The organism is Bradyrhizobium sp. USDA 4353 (assembly GCF_054063215.1).
In genome coordinates, this window is the sequence record NZ_JBSSGB010000001.1 from 5,632,931 (window position 1) to 5,649,675 (window position 16,745).

Sequence of the window (16,745 nt, forward strand, 5' to 3'; positions counted from 1 at the left end):
CCCCGCCCTCGGTGGTGGGCGTCCTCGTCTTCGGCCAGCCCGAAGTACGACAACAGGACGACGATCTGCCTGGAATCAATGCAAAAACATTAAGCTTTTTCGGGACTTCGCCGCCCTCTTCCATTGACTTTGCGGATTTCGTCCCTATCTTCCGCAGCAGCGCGGCCGGGATACGATCCGATTCCTGATGAATTCGCCGCCGGTCAGCGTAAGTCAGACACCCCCAGCTTCCTTAGAGCATGCCGTTTCGGGGTTGAACGCGACCACAGCCTTTTACCCCTCGATTCCTAACGGCGGCGTCGAATAGAGGCCCCGTCGCCTGTTGGCGCGTGACATAGAGGCTCGATGTCTTTTTCCAATCTCGGCTTGTCCGACAAGGTGTTGGCTGCAGTAGCGGCAACCGGATACACCACCCCGACTCCCATTCAGGAACAGGCGATCCCCCACGTTCTCGCCCGCCGCGACGTGCTCGGCATCGCCCAGACCGGCACCGGCAAGACCGCCGCCTTCGTCCTGCCGATGCTCACCATCCTCGAAAAAGGCCGCGCCCGCGCACGCATGCCGCGCACCCTGATCCTGGAGCCGACCCGCGAGCTCGCAGCACAGGTCAAAGAGAATTTCGACCGCTACGGCGTCGGACAGAAGCTCAACGTCGCCCTGCTGATCGGCGGCGTTTCCTTTGGCGACCAGGATGCCAAATTGACCCGCGGCGTCGACGTCCTGATCGCAACGCCGGGCCGCCTGCTCGACCATACTGAACGCGGCGGCCTGCTGCTCACCGGCGTCGAGCTCCTGGTCATCGACGAAGCCGACCGCATGCTCGACATGGGCTTCATTCCGGACATCGAGCGCATCTGCAAGCTCGTCCCCTTCACTCGCCAGACCCTGTTCTTCACCGCGACCATGCCGCCGGAAATCCGGCGCATCACCGACGCCTTCCTGCACAATCCGCAGAAGGTGGAAGTGTCCAAGCCGGCCACGACGGCGGTCACCGTCACCCAGTTGCAGGTGCCGTCCGGCCGCGAAGCGCATCAGAAGCGCGAAGTGCTGCGCCGCCTGCTGCGTGAAGCCAAGGACCTCAAGAACGCGATCATCTTCTGCAACCGCAAGCGCGATGTCGCCATCGTTCACAAATCGCTGCAGAAGCACGGCTTCAGCGTCGGCGCGCTGCACGGTGACATGGACCAGTCGGCGCGCATGGCGGCGCTCGATCAGTTCCGCAAGGGTGAGCTGCCGCTGCTCGTCGCCTCCGACGTCGCCGCCCGCGGCCTCGACATTCCCGAGGTCAGCCACGTCTTCAACTTCGACGTTCCGCATCATTCCGACGACTACGTTCACCGCATCGGCCGCACCGGTCGTGCCGGACGTACGGGGACGGCGATCTCGATCGTCGCTCCGGCCGATCAGAAGTCGGTCGTCGCGATCGAGAAGCTGATCGGACAGAGCATCCCGACCATCGAGGGCGACTACCAGGTTCAGGAGTCCTCGCACGAGGACGAGCAGCGCGAGCGCCGTCCACGCGATGCCTCTCGCCGCAGCCGGGGCAAGACCTCGCGCGAGCGCGAGCCGCGTGAGCGTGAGCCCCGTGAGCGTGAGCCCCGTGAGCGGGAACCGCGCGAGCGTGAGCCGCGTCCGGTCGTAGCCTCCCCTCGTCCGGCAGCATCAGCACCGTCGCGGCCTGCGCGCAGCGAGCAGCCGCGTCATGAGCAGCCGCGCAACGAGTCGCGTCGGCCGCGGCGCGACCACGACAACGAGCCGGCCGATCATTCGCATCTGCCCGCTTTCCTGCTGCGCCCGGTCCGCGCGCCGCTCCCCTGACCAGTGAGAGTTCCAAGCTATTAGTTCGCTTGGAGCTCTGCTGTTTCGGTTCCCAGCTTCACATAAGTTAAGCCGATCGCACGATCCCCCTCAGCGATGGTGCGATTTCCGATGCGAGCCCAGACAGTCCTCAGGACGAGGCGCCAGATAACGCTCGCAAATCGCCGCTTATGTAGCTCATTGAACATATGAGCGACGGCTCCGGTGTAAGCGCTGCTTGACGCTTCTCCGTGACTCTACGGCCGTATTTACCCCTGGTTCACACACGTCCTTTAGCTTGGCCGTCATTCATTATTTCATTGTTGTGACGGCGACGCGGGCGATTGGGGAGAACCTGTTGTGGTCAATGCGCTTGACGAACACGAACGCACGCTGGCCTACGCCGAGGTCGCGCTCAGCCAAATCAGAACGCTGCGCCACTCGGCAAACCCGCGCAACTACGAAATCTGGTACGTCTATGCGACGGGCTACAACGCGCCACTGAATGAGATCATCAACGAGACCTTGGCGCGCAACGGCAAGCTCTCGCAATCCGAGCTCGACCAGCTCTACGAATCCTATCTCACGCATCTCAAGACGTCGGATCGCATCGACAAGGTCGGCGCCCGCGTGGTCGGTGAGATCGACGATCTCATGGGGATGCTGTCGGATGCTCTCGGCCGGACGGCGAGCTATGATGCGAGCCTCGCCGGCGCCGATCGCATGCTCGCATCGGCCACGAGCCGCGAGCAGCTCGTCGACATCATCGAGGCGCTCGCGCACTCGACCAAGCAGATGCGCGAGACCAACCGGGTGCTCGAGGAACGCCTGTCGCTGTCCAAGGACGAGATCAGCGGGCTGCAGCAGAGCCTGGAGGCGATCCGGGCCGAGAGTCTCACCGATCCGCTGACCGGGCTCGGCAACCGCAAATATTTCGATCGCATGATCGAGACGACGGTGCAGACGGGGCTCGCCACCAGCCAGCCGCTCTCGCTGCTGATGTTCGACATCGACCATTTCAAGTCGTTCAACGACTCCTACGGCCACCTCACCGGCGACCAGGTGCTGCGCCTGGTCGGCATGACCTTGAAGCATGCGATCAAGGGACAGGACATCGCCGCGCGCTATGGCGGCGAGGAATTCGCCGTCGTGCTGCCGAACACCTCGCTCCGGCAGGCGTTGACGGTGGCCGACCAGATCCGCCGCGCGGTCACCGCGAAGGAGCTGAAGAAGAAGTCGACCGGCGAGATCCTGGGGCGCGTGACGATCTCGGTCGGCGTATCGATGCTCCGATCCGGCGATGACACCGACGCGCTAATCGAGCGCGCCGACGCCTGCCTCTACGCGGCCAAGCGCAACGGCCGCAATCGCGTGGTCTGCGAGACCGACCCTGAATACACCGCGGAGACGCGCGGCCAGGTCGCGTAATGGCCACGCGACGGCTGCATCCTCGATCTCAGCGGCGTCTGGCCGTCGGAGCACCGGACGCACGAGCGCGCGGCGCAACCTTGCGAGTCGCTTTGGCGGACTTCGCTTGCTTCGGCTTCGCCAGCGTCTTCTTGGCTGACGTCTTGTTCGTTGGGACCTTTTTTGATCCGGACTGTTTCGGCGCGGTCTTCCTAGAGGCGCCAGCCTTTTTAACCGAGCCCTTCTCCGGTGTCAGAGACGAGTCGCGGCCCTTCCGGGACGTCGCGCGCTGCTTCATCCGTTTGGCCAGCGCTGCCGTTTGCGCAGCGCCGAATGCCTCACGCGCCCACAGCGTGAACTCGTCGCTATCGTCGAACAGATGCGCGGGGACCTGCCAATAGGAGCGCACGGTCATCGCTCGCGCCCGGGTCTCGTAGGAGAACGGCTTGGAGCCGGCTGCCTCGAATTTGGCGAAGCTCGCTTCGTCCGCGCGCAGATAGAGCCCGCTGCGGAGCGCCAGAGCGAAGTTGATGCCGTCAGCCGAGATGCCGAAGCCGGAGAACATCCGCCGGATCGTGACCGGTCCGAAGCCGGCGAACAGCTCCTCGAGATATTCGCGATCCATCGCGGCGTGCCTCCGGCCGGGACGATTCAAAAACGCATGATGCGTTTGTCGTCCTGCCGAGGCCAGCCTGTCAATGTCGCGAACGCGACAGATGTGGCGGAAATGCCGGGTCGAAATCCGACGATCAGACTTCAGCGGGCTTCAGCTGCACCGACTCGCCGCAGCCGCAGGCGCTGATCTGGTTCGGATTGTTGAACACGAACTGGGCCTGCATCTTGTCGCTCTGGTAGTCCATCTCGGTGCCGAGCAGGAACAGCACCGCCTTGGGATCGACCAGGATCTTGACGCCCTTGTCCTCGACGACCTCGTCGGTCGGCCGGATGTCATGGGCATATTCGACCGTATAGGATTGTCCGGCGCAGCCGCCGTTCTTGACGCCGACGCGCAGGCCGATGATCTCGGACTCGGCACGCTGCGTCAGCTCACGGATGCGCGTGGCGGCCGCTTCGGTCAGCCGCATCACTTGCGGACGGGGGCGCGGCTTCGGCTTGGCGGCGACTGGCGTGTTCGTCATATCGGTCATCTGTTCAATCCCGGCGGTCGATCAATGCCGCCCGTCATTCAAACTTCGTGCCTCACCACATATTGAGGACGAGGCGGGCCTCGTCGCTCATCCGGTCCGGCGTCCATTGCGGCTCCCAGACGATGTTGACGTTGACGACGCCGACGCCGGGAACGCTGGCGATGGCGTTCTCCACCATGGTCGGCAGCTCACCGGCCGCCGGGCAGTTCGGCGTCGTCAGGGTCATCACCACGTCGACGCTGCGATCGTCCTTGATGTCGACCTTGTAGATCAGGCCGAGCTCGTAGATGTCGGCCGGGATCTCCGGATCGAACACCGTCTTGAGCGCCGCGATGATCTCGGCGGACAACCGTTCGGTCTCCTCCGCCGGCAGCGCCGACTGCGTTTCGACTGACTGAGTTTTGACTTCGGCCGTGTCGGTCATGCAAACAAATCCCGCGCCTTGATCAGTGCCTGTGCCAACTGATCGACCTCTTCCCTCGTGTTGTACATGCCAAACGAGGCCCGGCAGGTCGCCGTGACGTTGAATCTCTCCAAAAGCGGCATCACGCAATGCGTGCCCGCGCGCACCGCGACGCCCTGGCGGTCGATCACGGTGGCGACATCGTGCGCATGAGCGCCCTTCATCTCGAACGAGATCACCGGCCCCTTGCCCTGGGCGGTGCCGATCAGCCTGACCGAGTTGATCTCGCGCAGCCGCTCCTGAGCGTAAGTGAGCAGGTCGTGCTCGTGCGCGGCGATACGCTCCTTGCCGACCGAATTGACGTAGTCGATCGCAGCGCCCAGGCCGACGGCCTCGACGATCATCGGCGTGCCCGCCTCGAACCGGTGCGGCGGGTCGCCATAGGTGACGACATCCCGCGACACTTCGCGGATCATCTCGCCGCCGCCGTTGAAGGGGCGCATCGCGGCGAGCATGTCGTACTTGCCATAGAGCACGCCGATGCCGGTCGGCCCGTACAGCTTGTGGCCCGTGAAGACGTAGAAGTCGCAATCGATGTCCTGGACGTCGATCGCGAGATGCACGGCCGCCTGGCTGCCGTCGATCAGCACCGGGATGCCGCGCGCATGCGCGAGACGCACGACCTCCTTCACCGGCACCAAAGTGCCGAGCATGTTCGACATCTGGGTGATGGCGACGATCTTCGTCCTCGGCGTCAGCAGCTTCTCGAACTCGTCGATCAGGAAGTTGCCGTCATCGTCGACCGGCGCCCACTTGATCACGGCGCCCTGGCGCTCGCGCAAGAAGTGCCACGGCACGATGTTCGAGTGGTGCTCCATGATCGAGAGCACCATCTCATCGCCCTCGCCGATATTCGCGCCGCCCCATGATGCGGCGACGAGGTTGATCGCCTCGGTCGCATTGCGGGTGAAGATGATCTCCTCGCTGCGCCGCGCATTGAGGAAGCGCGTGACGCGCTCGCGGCCGCCCTCATAGGCTTCGGTCGCGGCGTTGGCGAGATAATGTAGGCCGCGATGCACGTTGGCATACTCGCTGGTGTAGGCCTGCGTCATGCGGTCGAGCACCGCGCGCGGCTTCTGCGCCGAGGCGGCGTTGTCGAGATAGACGAGCTTCTTGCCGTAGACCTCGAGCGCCAGCGCCGGAAAATCCTCGCGGATGCGGGCGACGTCGTAGGAGCCGTTGGACACGGCGGGATGCGTGCTCATGCGCGGGCCTCCAGCCAGTCCTGGGCCGTGGCGATGACGCGCTCGCGCAGGCCATCGTCCTCGATTGCTTCGATGGCCTCGCCGACGAAGGCCTGGATCAGCAGCGCCTGCGCCTGCTTCTCGGGGAGGCCACGGGCGCGGAGATAGAACAGCAGGCTGTCATCGAGCGCGCCGGCAGTGGCGCCGTGGCCGCAGGAGACGTCGTCGGCGAAGATCTCGAGCTCCGGCTTGCTATCGGCCTCGGCCTCGTCGGACAGCAGCAGCGCGCGGGTCATCATCTTGCCGTCGGTCTGCTGCGCGTCGGGGCGGACGATGATGCGGCCCTGAAACACCGAATGGGCGCGATCGTCGAGCACGGCACGGAAGTTCTCGCGGCTGGTGCAGCCGGGCACGGCGTGGTCGACCACCAGCGTCATGTCGCCGTGCTGCTTGTCGCGCAGCAGGTTGACGCCGTTGACGATCAGCTCGCTGGCCTCGCCCGCGAGCGTGAAGAACGCCTGCAGCCGGCTGACCGCGCCGCCGCTGGTCATGTTGAACAGGCCGAGCTTGGACTTGGCACCGACGGTGAACAGCTCGGACGAGATGTTCACGGCGTCAGCAGCATCGCGCATCAGACGGATGTGCGAGAGCTGAGCGCCGTCGCCGACCCAGATCACGGCGGCATCATTGGCCTGATAGGCGGCAACGCCATCAGCGGCGATGGACGTCTCGACCAGGGTCGCGCGGGCGCCCTGCCCGACCTTCACATGCGAGCGGCTGTAGCGTGCGGCTTTCGACGCCGTGGCGACGTGGATCAGGTGCAGCGGTGCCGATAATTGCGCACCATCGGCAACGGTGACCAGGACCCCGTCAGTCGCGAGCGCCGCGTTCAGCGACAGCATGGGATCGCTGGCCTTGGTCAGCAGCAGGTCGCCACGCGCCTCGTTCGATGCCTCGTCCAGCACCGCGCGCAACGTGCGCACGGTGACGCTCGCCGGAAGCGCGGCGAGGTCGGACAGTTCGGCTGCGACCACGCCATCGACCAGCACCAGCTTGGCGGCGCCGTCGATCGCGACCAGGGCGATTGCAGCTTTCGCCTTCGCCAATGCCGCAGCATCGGGCGCACCGGCAAGCGGCAGAACCTCGCGCACCAGGGCGCGCAAGTCCGTGTACTTCCATTCCTCGATGCGCCGGTGCGGCAGGCCGGTGCGCTCGAAGGCTGCGAAGGCCTCGCGCCTGACATCCGCCACCTTGCCGGCGCCGGGCAGCCGGCCCTGCGCGGCAGCGAACACGCTGCTCGCCGCCGGACCGCTGTCGTTCTTGACCAAAGCTACATTCATCACAGATCCATTCCGGCCAGCGATCAGGCCGCGTCTTCGAACTGGGCGTAACCGGACGCCTCCAGCTCGAGCGCGAGCTCCTTGCCGCCGCTCTTCACGACGCGGCCCTTCGACATCACGTGAACGACGTCGGGCACGATGTAGTTCAGAAGCCGCTGATAATGGGTGATCACGATCATCGAGCGCTCCGGCGAACGCAACGCGTTGACACCGTCGGCCGCGATGCGCAGCGCGTCGATGTCGAGGCCGGAATCCATCTCGTCGAGGATGCACAGCGACGGCTGGAACAGCGCCATCTGCAGCACCTCGTTGCGCTTCTTCTCACCGCCGGAGAATCCGACATTGACGCCGCGCTTGAGCATGTCCTGCGGGATGCTGAGTTGCCTGGAGATCTCGCGCACCTTCTTCAGAAAGTCCGGCGTCGAATATTCCTCCTCGCCGCGCGCCTTGCGCTGCGCGTTCAGCGCGGTGCGCAGGAAGGTCATCGTCGCGACGCCGGGGATCTCGACCGGATATTGAAACGCCAGGAACACGCCCTTGGCGGCGCGCTCGTCCGGATCCATGGCGAGCAGGTCCTCGCCCTTGAACAGGATCTCGCCGCCGGTCACCTCATAGCCGGGCTTGCCGGCGATGACGTGGGACAAGGTCGACTTGCCGGAGCCGTTCGGCCCCATGATCGCATGCACCTTGCCTTCGTCGATCGTCAGCGTCAGCCCATGAAGAATCTCGCGCTCCTCGACGCGGACCTGCAGGTTCTTGATTTCGAGTAGTGCCATCGGTCAGTCCTGATCCTGGTCAATCAGCTCCAGACGCTTTTCGATGCGGTCGAGCCGAACTTTGATTGCTGCGATATCCTGGTGGTCGTGATCTTGGATGGTCACGACCCCTGCGAGGTGCTGGCGGATCGCCGTCATTTCGACGCTGAGGGTCTGCATCCAATCCGCCATCTTGCTCATGTCCGAGCGGATCGCCCGGAGATGTTCGAGAACAAGATTGTCGGGTTCGACCATCAGCCCACGCTCCCCTCCAGGGAGATCGAGATCAGCTTCTGCGCCTCGACGGCGAACTCCATCGGCAGCTGCTGCAGCACGTCCTTGACGAAGCCGTTGACGACGAGCCCGACCGCCTCTTCCTGCGAAAGACCGCGCTGGATGCAGTAGAACAGCACGTCCTCGGAGATCTTGGACGTGGTCGCCTCATGCTCGAAGGTCGCCGAGGAATTCTTCGCCTCGATGTAGGGCACGGTGTGCGCGCCGCATTTGTCGCCGATCAGAAGCGAATCGCAGGCGGTGAAGTTGCGCGCGCCGGTGGCCTTGCGATGCGCCGTCACCAGGCCGCGATAGGTGTTCTGCGACTTACCCGCTGCGATGCCCTTGGAGATGATGCGGCTCGACGTGTTCTTGCCGAGATGAATCATCTTCGTCCCTGAGTCGACCTGCTGGAAGCCGTTCGAGATCGCGATCGAGTAGAACTCGCCGCGCGAATTGTCGCCGCGCAGGATGCAGCTCGGATATTTCCAGGTGATCGCCGAACCCGTCTCGACCTGGGTCCAGGAAATCTTGGAGTTGGCGCCGCGGCAGTCGCCACGCTTGGTGACGAAGTTGTAGATGCCGCCCTTGCCTTCCGAGTTGCCCGGATACCAGTTCTGCACCGTCGAGTACTTGATCTCGGCGTCGTCCATCGCGACGAGCTCGACGACCGCGGCGTGCAACTGGTTCTCGTCGCGCTGCGGCGCCGTGCAGCCTTCGAGATAGCTAACATAGGCGCCCTTGTCGGCGATGATCAGCGTGCGCTCGAACTGGCCGGTGTTGCGCTCGTTGATGCGGAAATAGGTCGACAGCTCCATCGGGCAGCGCACGCCCGGCGGCACGTAGACGAACGAGCCGTCGGAGAACACCGCCGAGTTCAGAGTGGCGTAGAAGTTGTCCGAGGTCGGCACCACACTGCCGAGATATTTCTGCACCAGCTCGGGATATTCGCGGATCGCCTCCGAGATCGGCATGAAGATCACGCCGGCCTTCTTCAGCTCCTCCTTGAACGTCGTCGCCACCGACACCGAATCGAATACGGCATCGACCGCGATCTTGCGCGTCTCCGGGCTGCCGGCGCCGGGCTTGGGCTCCACGCCCTCGAGAATCGCGACCTCGCGCAGGGGAATGCCGAGCTTCTCGTAGGTCTTCAGGATCTCCGGATCGATCTCGTCGATCGAGGAGAGCTGCTTCTTCGGCTTCGGCGCGGCGTAGTAATACAGATCCTGGAAGTCGATCTTGGGGTAGTCGACGCGCGCCCAGGTCGGCGCCTGCATGGTCAGCCAGCGGCGATAGGCCTCCAGGCGCCATTCGAGCATCCAGGCGGGCTCGTTCTTCTTGCCCGAGATGAAGCGGATCGTGTCTTCGGAGAGGCCCTTGGGGGCCTTCTCGGATTCGATGACAGTCTCGAACCCATAGCGATATTGGTCAACGTCGATCCGCCTGACGCGGTCGACCGTCTCTTGTACGGCTGGCATTCCATCCTCCGCTCGCGGTTTCAAGGACCGCGGTGGACATCTCTGGAACCGTCTTACGACGTTTCGCAGACGAAATCACGCCCTTAGAATCGCTCAAGCGCTGTTTCGTCACGTCCTTTAAGTAGGGTCATCGACAGCTTTCGCCAAGCCTCGACGGCCCGATCGACCTCCGCAGGGGTGGTGGACCAGCCCAGACTGAGACGCACCGCTCCCTCCGCGACGGCGGAACTGGCGCCCATCGCCTCCAGGACGTGGGACGGCTGGACCTTGCCCGAGGAGCAGGCGGAGCCGGAAGATACCGCCATACCTTCGAGATCGAAGCCGATCACGGCGGTCTCGGCTTTCAGACCGGGTGCCGTGAACAGCGTGGTATTGGGCAGCCGCGGCGCATCGGATGAAAAGACCGTAACGCCCGACGTCTGGCGCAGGCCGCTCTCCAGACGGTCGCGAAGCGCCGTGATCCGGGGCAGATCCGCCTCCATGACCGCCAGAGCCGCGCCCGCCGCGGCGCCGAAGCCGGCAATTCCGGCCAGATTCTCGGTTCCGGCGCGGCGCCCCCGCTCCTGTCCGCCGCCCCTCAGGACCGGGATGACGTCCTCGACCGCGGCGCCCAGCACCAGCGCGCCGATCCCCTTGGGGCCGCCGATCTTGTGCGCAGAGACGGTCACAAGATTTGCGCCCATCTGGTTGATATCGAGGGGTATTTTGCCGAACGCCTGGATCGCGTCGACATGCAGCAGGCCGCCGGCTTGGCTGACGATCTCAGCGACTTGCGAAACCGGCTGAAGCGCGCCGGTCTCGTTGTTGGCCGCCATCACCGAGACCAGCGCCGGCGGACCGCCGGCCAGCATGGCTTCGAGTCGGCCGAGATCGACCACGCCGGACCGATCGACCGGAATCGTCTGCACCACCGCCGGCGCAAACCGGCCGCCAGATAGCACCGAGGCATGCTCGACCGCCGAGACCAGCAACCGCTCCACCGCTCCGGCCGGGGCCTTCAGCCCCGGGCTCAAGGCCAGCGTATTGGCCTCTGTCCCCGCCGGAGGTGAACACAACGCGGCGCGCCACCGTGCCGAGGCCGCGGGCGATCGCCGCGCGGGCCTCCTCCATCACCCGCCGCGCCTTGCGGCCTTCATCGTGCACCGACGACGGATTGCCGACGAGGTCGAACGCAACGAGCATGGCCGCGCGCGCCTCGGGGCGCAGCGGCGTAGTGGCATTCCAGTCGAGATAGACGCGATCCGGCATGGCCTCTCATACCATCTTGCAAGACCGCGCCAATCGGAACCGCACACCTCAGGCGGGCTGCTGAACCGCCTTCACCGGCGCGTTCGTCCCCATCCGCAACCCGAACAGCGGCCGCAGCCAACTGACCCGCCGCGCGATCTCGTAGGTGACCACGCAGGCGGCAACGGTGCCCGCGATGATGACGCCGGCTTCCAGCCCGGCCGAGAGGCCGCTGCCCTGCAGAGCATGCGCGATCATGATGATCGCGGTCTGATGCACGATATAATAGGGAAACATCGCATCCGTCAGATAGCGGCGAACCGGGCCATCGGCCGAGATGAGGCGCCGCGCCATCCCGAGCACCGCGGCCATCGCCAGCCATTGATAGCAGCCATAGGCGACGCCGACGATCGTCTTGAGCGTCGGCACCGGCGCGAGGCCCATGCCGAAGCCTGCACGGATCGAGAGGAAGACCGTGAAGACGGCGGCCCCGGCCGCCAGCGCGCCCCAGCGCCAGCGCTCCAAGGTGACCCACACAGTCTCATCCCTCGCCAGCAGGAAGCCGATCAGGAAGGCCGTCGCATAGTCCGCGTGATCGTACCAGTCGCCGACCAGCGCATGCGTCGCCGGAAACAGCGGGAACAGAGACACTCGCCAAGTGACGAAGAGCAGGCACGGCAGGATCAACAGCCAAGGCCCGCGGAGCACGGCGCCAAGCTGCGCGCCGAGCCGCTCCGGCAGCGCAGGCCAGATGGCCAGCACGCCGATCACGGACGCGGTGTAGACCCAGAGATAGAGCACGAACCAGAGATGGTTCCAGGTCGGCAACATGATGCAAGGCCCCGGGCAGAACTGCACGGAGAAGCTGAGATAGTGCCGCAGATAGAAGTCGAGAAACCCGCCGGAATAGCCGACGCTCTCGACGACCTGCGCATAGGACTGCGGCGGCACGATCACCAGCATGCCGAAGACGAGCGGAATGAGCAGCCGCGCCGAGCGCGCGCGGAGCAATGCCATTGGCTCGTATTTGCCGAGCATGAAGCGGGTCGCCACGCCCGAGACCAGAAACAGCAGCGACAACCGCCACGGGTTGACCAGCAGCATCACTGGCTCCAGCCAGACCAGCCGATGCTCGCTCTTGATGTGGAAGCCCCAGGATACGTAGAGCATGCCGACATGGTAGAGGATCAGCAGGCCGAAAGCGCTAATCCGGACCCAGTCGAGATCGATGCGCCGTTGCGAGGGGGAATAGGGTTGGGATGCCGACATGATGACCGCCTTCCTCGGCCGGACGCGCGGGTGATCGTCGCGCCGGCTCTGCGTTGAGATGTCCACGCAATCTGCAAGCCAAGCGACCAGAGTCGAGCCGGCTTGGGATCAGCCGCCGGCCCGAGGGATGAATTGCCGCCACCGGGGACGAGCGGTGGTCGTCGCGGGATCAGCGGTGATTGGGTGATATTCGAGGCGATTGCCGTGATCGCGAGACGGCCTGTCGGCGGCCGGGGACGCGGCGAGCCCCTATGCTGCCGACCTGGCGACATGGTGGTATCCTCGCCTGCCTGGAGAATGGCGGGTGCGATGCCATGAGGAAGATGACTGATCTGATCCTGCGTCCGAACGACAGGACCTTCTATGCGACGACAGCCGCGCTGTCCGTGGGCATCGGCATCATCAACGCCTTCTCAACTGCCCATGATGCCGCCCGGCGGGGCGCCGCCTACGATATCGACAAGCCGCTGCTGTTCGAGTTGACGAGCATCCTGTTCGTCATTCTGCTGACGCCCCTGGTGGTGGCGACCGTCCGGTCGATTCGCGGCTCATCCGGAGTCGGACGTCGCGTGATCCTCGCCGCGGCAGCCCTCCTCGCTTTCTCCGCGCTGCACATGCTCGGCATGGTGGCGTTGCGCAAGCTGCTGATCTGGACTGCGGGCGGCAGCTACGATTTCAATCTCTCCTGGCCGACGGTGCTGTACGAGTTCAGGAAGGACATCATGACGGTGCTGCTGATCAGCACCACGCTCTGGCTCTGGGACGGCTACCACGCCGGCAGTACCCGGAGCCCGTCCCCGCAGCGGGAGGACGACACGGCTGTCCCGGCCGCGCTCTGGCTGCGTGATGGCACCAGCCGGATCCGGATTGCGCCGGCGGAGATCCTGTGGGTCGCCTCCGCCGGCAACTATGTCGAGTACACCATGGCGGGCGGCCGCCAGCACTTGATCCGCGGGACGCTGTCGGCTGCCGAAATCGAGCTCGCTCGTTTCGGCCTCGCTCGCATTCACCGCGGCCGGCTGGCCAATACGGCGCGGGTGACCGCGCTCTCGGTGCTGCCATCAGGCGATTTCAGCCTGACCTTCGACACCGGACAGTCCATCCAAGGCAGCCGCCGCTATCGCAGCGCCGTGATGCAACTGGAGCAGACGTCCGCACCGAGCCCCGTCGCCGCTTCGACGGAGACGGAAAATTCCAAGACTTTCAACCAGCTGCACGGAGATCCGGAGCGAACGGGCTGATCTCGCAGGCAAGCCCGCCGCGCGCCGACGACGTGGGCTCGAAGCCTGTCTCCCCACCGCCGGGCGTTGAAAATCCTTGCTTTTTGCCCCGCGCTCCATGCTAGAAGGCCAACTTCCAGTCACGCCAGCACCGCTCCGTCGAAGCGAACGGACGGTGCTCGATCACCACTTTTCCTGCAGATGTCCCCTGCTGATCTCCTCGGCGAGGCGCAAGATGAAGCACGGACGAAGTCGGTCGATGCTCTGCCAAGGATTCTCTGATGCCTGAAGTCATCTTCAACGGTCCGGCCGGCCGCCTCGAAGGCCGTTACCATCCGGCGAAGCAGAAGAACGCGCCGATCGCGATGATCCTGCATCCGCATCCGCAGTTCCATGGCACGATGAACCATCAGATCGTGTACCAGTGCTACTACGCTTTCGCGCATCGCGGCTTCTCGGTGCTGCGCTTCAATTTCCGCGGGGTCGGCCGCAGCCAGGGCTCGTTCGACCACGGCACCGGCGAGCTGTCGGATGCAGCTTCGGCGCTCGACTGGGCGCAGACCATCAACCCCGAGGCGCGCGCCTGCTGGGTGGCCGGCTTCTCGTTCGGCGCCTGGATCGGCATGCAGCTCCTGATGCGCCGTCCCGAGGTCGAGGGCTTCATCTCGATCGCCCCGCCGGCCAACCTCTACGACTTCTCGTTCCTGGCGCCCTGCCCGTCCTCGGGCCTGATCGTGCACGGCGAGAAGGACGCGGTGGTGCCGCCGAAGGACGTCAACACCCTGGTCGAGAAGCTGAAGACGCAGAAGGGCATCGTGATCGACCAGCAGGTCATCCCCGGCGCCAACCACTTCTTCGACGGCAAGCTCGAGCCGCTGATGGAGACCATCACGGCGTATCTGGACATGCGCCTGGCTAACGTCCGCTGAGGCTACGAGCCTTGCTTCTGTAGGGTGGGCAAAGGCGCGTTCGACGCTCCGTCAACACGGCTGGTCGCCAACGCGCCGTGCCCACCAACTTCATCGGCGAGTTCGGAGACAAAGGTGGGCACGCCTGCGGCTTTGCCCACCCTACGATCTGCAAATGAATGCGCCCTCTCCCCTTGCGGGAGAGGGCATGTAGGAAAGCGCAACAAGCTCGGTTCGGTGAGGGGTATCTCTCCGCGAGCGCCGTTTGCCGAGAGATACCCCTCACCCAACCGCACACGTGGACAGGACGGCGATGCCCTCTCCCGCAAGGGGAGAGGGCGCTGTAACTAACAGTCCCACGCTCGACCTACGCCGCCTGCTTCAACAAATAAGCATCGTGCCGCGCAAGGAATGCGCGGAGTAGCTGCGGATAGTCGTTGCTGACCGCGGCCGCGACGCTCGGCCGCTGCGCCAGCTGAGCACGCCAGGCGCGAACCTTCGGCGTGGCTGCGAAGATGCCGAGATCGCCATACGCGTCGAACACATCGAAGTAGCGGAAGATCGGCGCGAACACCGCATCGACCAAACCGAACTGCGCACCCGCAAAATACGGCCCCTCGCCCAGCGCGTCCTCGACCCGCGCGAACTTGGCCGTCAGGGCCTCGCGCTTGGCCGCGAACACAGCGGCGTCCTGCGTCGTCTCCAGGCCCCAGAGATCGCCTGATATCGCCGAGCCGAACTCCATCCACGCGCGATGCTGCGCCCGCGCCAGCGCGTCCTCGGGATGTAGCTTCACTACCGCTTGCGTCTCCTCGATGTACTCGCAGATCACGCTGCTCTCGAACAGCGCCACCTCGCCTTGCGGCGTGGGCACCACCAGCACCGGCACCTTGCCGAGCGGCGAGAGCTTCAAGAACCAGTCGGGCTTGTTGGCGAGATCGATGTCGATCCGCTCGAAGGCGATGCCCTTCTCGGTGAGCGCGATGACCGCGCGCTGCACATAGGGGCAGAGCGTATGGCTGATCAGCTTCAGGACCGGCATGACATCCTCGGCAGTTTGATGCAGATGCATCAAACTAAATGCATTTGCATGAACCTGTCAAGGTGGATGCATCTGCATCGATCAGGGCCGCGCGATCACCCCGCCGGTCATTGGGAACGGCACGCCCGTCGTGGTCGGATAGCTCAGCGGCAGGCCCTTCATGCCGCGGACGGCCAGAAAGCCGAACGCCTGGGCCTCGATCGCATCGGCCGACCAGCCGAGCGCATCCGCCGATTCGACGCTCGCTGGCGCGAGACGCTGGCGCAGCATCCGCATCATGGTGTGGTTGCGGGCGCCGCCGCCGCACACGATCCAGCTCGCCGGCGGCTTCGGCAGCAGCGGCACGATGCGGGCGATGGCGGCCGCCGTGAACGCCGTCAGCGTGGCCGCGCCATCCGCCGCGGTCACATCGCCAAGCTTCAGCGCCGCGAAGTCGTTGCGGTCGAGCGATTTCGGCGGCGGCAGCGCGAAGAACGGCAACGCCAGCGCGCTCGCGATCCACGCCTCGTCCGACGTGCCCTGCTCCGCCACCCGGCCATCCTGGTCGAACGCCTGGCCGGTCATGCGATGCATGAAGTCGTCGAGCAGCGCATTGCCCGGACCGGTGTCGCAGGCGATCAGCACCTCCTCGCCGTCGATATAGGTGACGTTGGAAACGCCGCCGATATTGACCACCGCGATCGGACCCTCGCGCGACAGCGATTGCGCCAGCGCGCGGTGATAGACTGGCACGAACGGCGCGCCCTGCCCGCCGAAATCGACGTCGGCTGCGCGAAAGTCATGCATCACCGGGATGTGGACGGATTTGGCGAGCGCGGACGCGTCGCCGATCTGCACCGTCAGGCGCCGCTCCGGCCGGTGCAGCACGGTCTGACCGTGGAAGCCGATGATGTCGATATCCTCAGGCTTGAGCCGGTGCTGGGAGAGGAACGCCGCGATCGCCTCGGCATGCGCCAATGTCACGGCCTGCTCGGCGTCGCGCACGCGTCCCGGGCGCGCCTCGCGCCGCTCGATCTGCACGGCATCGGCGAGCGCCTCGCGCAGCAGGCTGCGCTCCGCAGGGCCGTAGGGCCGATAGCCGGACGGACCAAGGCTCTTGATCTGCCGCCCGTCGGTCTCGATCAAGGCCACATCCACCCCGTCCAGCGAGGTGCCACTCATAAGGCCAAGTGCGGTCAGAATCATTGCAGTCGAACCTGAAAATCCTGGCCTCGCCCGGAAGTGCGGCTGATTT

The 16,745-nt window shown here is 65.0% G+C and carries 15 protein-coding genes and 1 pseudogene; 4 read left to right on the forward strand and 12 right to left on the reverse strand.

Annotation, left to right across the window (positions count from 1 at the left end):
• Positions 1–345: 345 nt before the first annotated feature.
• Both ACVILH_RS25485 and ACVILH_RS25490 read left to right on the forward strand, forming a co-directional pair.
• The gene (locus tag ACVILH_RS25485) at positions 346–1,818 is read left to right on the forward strand and encodes a DEAD/DEAH box helicase (RefSeq protein WP_456715342.1); all 1,473 of its coding nucleotides are present in this window, start codon (positions 346–348) and stop codon (positions 1,816–1,818) included.
• A gap of 339 nt (positions 1,819–2,157) precedes the next feature.
• Positions 2,158–3,225: a GGDEF domain-containing protein gene (locus ACVILH_RS25490; protein WP_456715343.1), complete on the forward strand. Its 1,068-nt coding sequence runs from the start codon at positions 2,158–2,160 to the stop codon at positions 3,223–3,225.
• Between the two features lie 28 nt (positions 3,226–3,253).
• Here the strand turns inward: ACVILH_RS25490 and ACVILH_RS25495 are convergent, their stop codons facing one another.
• From ACVILH_RS25495 to ACVILH_RS25540, 10 genes and pseudogenes are all read right to left on the reverse strand, one after another.
• Positions 3,254–3,829 (reverse strand): TfoX/Sxy family protein, encoded by a 576-nt coding sequence (locus ACVILH_RS25495; protein ID WP_456715344.1) that lies wholly within the window; start codon positions 3,827–3,829, stop codon positions 3,254–3,256.
• 124 nt (positions 3,830–3,953) lie between these two features.
• Entirely contained in the window at positions 3,954–4,343 is a 390-nt protein-coding gene (locus ACVILH_RS25500) for a HesB/IscA family protein (RefSeq protein ID WP_456717075.1), read from the reverse strand.
• 61 nt (positions 4,344–4,404) lie between these two features.
• On the reverse strand, positions 4,405–4,776 hold the full coding sequence (locus ACVILH_RS25505) for an SUF system Fe-S cluster assembly protein (RefSeq protein WP_456715345.1): 372 nt from the start codon (positions 4,774–4,776) through the stop codon (positions 4,405–4,407).
• Positions 4,773–6,020 (reverse strand): cysteine desulfurase, encoded by a 1,248-nt coding sequence (locus ACVILH_RS25510; protein WP_456715346.1) that lies wholly within the window; start codon positions 6,018–6,020, stop codon positions 4,773–4,775. Before ACVILH_RS25510 ends, ACVILH_RS25505 begins: the two co-directional genes overlap by 4 nt.
• On the reverse strand, positions 6,017–7,339 hold the full coding sequence (sufD, locus tag ACVILH_RS25515) for a Fe-S cluster assembly protein SufD (protein WP_456715347.1): 1,323 nt from the start codon (positions 7,337–7,339) through the stop codon (positions 6,017–6,019). Before sufD ends, ACVILH_RS25510 begins: the two co-directional genes overlap by 4 nt.
• Before the next feature lie 23 nt (positions 7,340–7,362).
• Complete coding sequence (gene sufC / locus ACVILH_RS25520; protein WP_456715348.1) at positions 7,363–8,115, reverse strand: Fe-S cluster assembly ATPase SufC; 753 nt, start codon at positions 8,113–8,115, stop codon at positions 7,363–7,365.
• Positions 8,116–8,118: 3 nt separating this feature from the next.
• Positions 8,119–8,349, reverse strand: a complete 231-nt coding sequence (locus tag ACVILH_RS25525) for a hypothetical protein (RefSeq protein WP_011926466.1) — start codon at positions 8,347–8,349, stop codon at positions 8,119–8,121.
• A complete protein-coding gene (gene sufB / locus ACVILH_RS25530; protein ID WP_456715349.1) occupies positions 8,349–9,845 on the reverse strand; it encodes a Fe-S cluster assembly protein SufB in 1,497 nt (498 codons plus the stop codon). Before sufB ends, ACVILH_RS25525 begins: the two co-directional genes overlap by 1 nt.
• 83 nt (positions 9,846–9,928) lie before the next feature.
• A pseudogene (locus tag ACVILH_RS25535) lies at positions 9,929–11,093 on the reverse strand (cysteine desulfurase family protein).
• A 48-nt stretch (positions 11,094–11,141) separates the two neighbouring features.
• Positions 11,142–12,341 carry an acyltransferase family protein gene (locus tag ACVILH_RS25540; RefSeq protein ID WP_456715350.1) on the reverse strand — a complete coding sequence of 400 codons (1,200 nt, stop codon included), beginning with the start codon at positions 12,339–12,341 and terminating at the stop codon, positions 11,142–11,144.
• Positions 12,342–12,592: 251 nt separating this feature from the next.
• Between ACVILH_RS25540 and ACVILH_RS25545 the strand changes: the two genes are divergently transcribed.
• Both ACVILH_RS25545 and ACVILH_RS25550 read left to right on the forward strand, forming a co-directional pair.
• Positions 12,593–13,582, forward strand: coding sequence for a LytTR family DNA-binding domain-containing protein (locus ACVILH_RS25545; RefSeq protein ID WP_456715351.1), 990 nt, complete (start codon positions 12,593–12,595; stop codon positions 13,580–13,582).
• A 260-nt stretch (positions 13,583–13,842) separates the two neighbouring features.
• Positions 13,843–14,490: an alpha/beta hydrolase gene (locus tag ACVILH_RS25550; protein WP_006614822.1), complete on the forward strand. Its 648-nt coding sequence runs from the start codon at positions 13,843–13,845 to the stop codon at positions 14,488–14,490.
• A gap of 346 nt (positions 14,491–14,836) precedes the next feature.
• Here the strand turns inward: ACVILH_RS25550 and ACVILH_RS25555 are convergent, their stop codons facing one another.
• Together ACVILH_RS25555 and ACVILH_RS25560 are read right to left on the reverse strand one after the other, a co-directional pair.
• Complete coding sequence (locus tag ACVILH_RS25555; RefSeq protein WP_456715352.1) at positions 14,837–15,511, reverse strand: glutathione S-transferase family protein; 675 nt, start codon at positions 15,509–15,511, stop codon at positions 14,837–14,839.
• 81 nt (positions 15,512–15,592) lie between these two features.
• On the reverse strand, positions 15,593–16,696 hold the full coding sequence (locus ACVILH_RS25560) for an anhydro-N-acetylmuramic acid kinase (RefSeq protein WP_456715353.1): 1,104 nt from the start codon (positions 16,694–16,696) through the stop codon (positions 15,593–15,595).
• Between the last annotated feature and the right edge of the window lie 49 nt (positions 16,697–16,745).

Excerpts from the sequence above, each read along its gene's own strand:
- ACVILH_RS25550 (WP_006614822.1), top strand. The coding sequence starts at position 13,843 with ATGCCTGAAGTCATCTTCAACGGTCCGGCCGGCCGCCTCGAAGGCCGT.
- ACVILH_RS25495 (WP_456715344.1), bottom strand. The coding sequence starts at position 3,829 with ATGGATCGCGAATATCTCGAGGAGCTGTTCGCCGGCTTCGGACCGGTC.
- ACVILH_RS25500 (WP_456717075.1), bottom strand. The coding sequence starts at position 4,343 with ATGACGAACACGCCAGTCGCCGCCAAGCCGAAGCCGCGCCCCCGTCCG.
- sufD (WP_456715347.1), bottom strand. The coding sequence starts at position 7,339 with ATGAATGTAGCTTTGGTCAAGAACGACAGCGGTCCGGCGGCGAGCAGC.
- sufB (WP_456715349.1), bottom strand. The coding sequence starts at position 9,845 with ATGCCAGCCGTACAAGAGACGGTCGACCGCGTCAGGCGGATCGACGTT.
- ACVILH_RS25505 (WP_456715345.1), bottom strand. The coding sequence starts at position 4,776 with ATGACCGACACGGCCGAAGTCAAAACTCAGTCAGTCGAAACGCAGTCG.
- ACVILH_RS25545 (WP_456715351.1), top strand. The coding sequence starts at position 12,593 with ATGCTGCCGACCTGGCGACATGGTGGTATCCTCGCCTGCCTGGAGAAT.
- ACVILH_RS25525 (WP_011926466.1), bottom strand. The coding sequence starts at position 8,349 with ATGGTCGAACCCGACAATCTTGTTCTCGAACATCTCCGGGCGATCCGC.
- sufC (WP_456715348.1), bottom strand. The coding sequence starts at position 8,115 with ATGGCACTACTCGAAATCAAGAACCTGCAGGTCCGCGTCGAGGAGCGC.
- ACVILH_RS25555 (WP_456715352.1), bottom strand. The coding sequence starts at position 15,511 with ATGCCGGTCCTGAAGCTGATCAGCCATACGCTCTGCCCCTATGTGCAG.
- ACVILH_RS25540 (WP_456715350.1), bottom strand. The coding sequence starts at position 12,341 with ATGTCGGCATCCCAACCCTATTCCCCCTCGCAACGGCGCATCGATCTC.
- ACVILH_RS25485 (WP_456715342.1), top strand. The coding sequence starts at position 346 with ATGTCTTTTTCCAATCTCGGCTTGTCCGACAAGGTGTTGGCTGCAGTA.
- ACVILH_RS25560 (WP_456715353.1), bottom strand. The coding sequence starts at position 16,696 with ATGATTCTGACCGCACTTGGCCTTATGAGTGGCACCTCGCTGGACGGG.
- ACVILH_RS25510 (WP_456715346.1), bottom strand. The coding sequence starts at position 6,020 with ATGAGCACGCATCCCGCCGTGTCCAACGGCTCCTACGACGTCGCCCGC.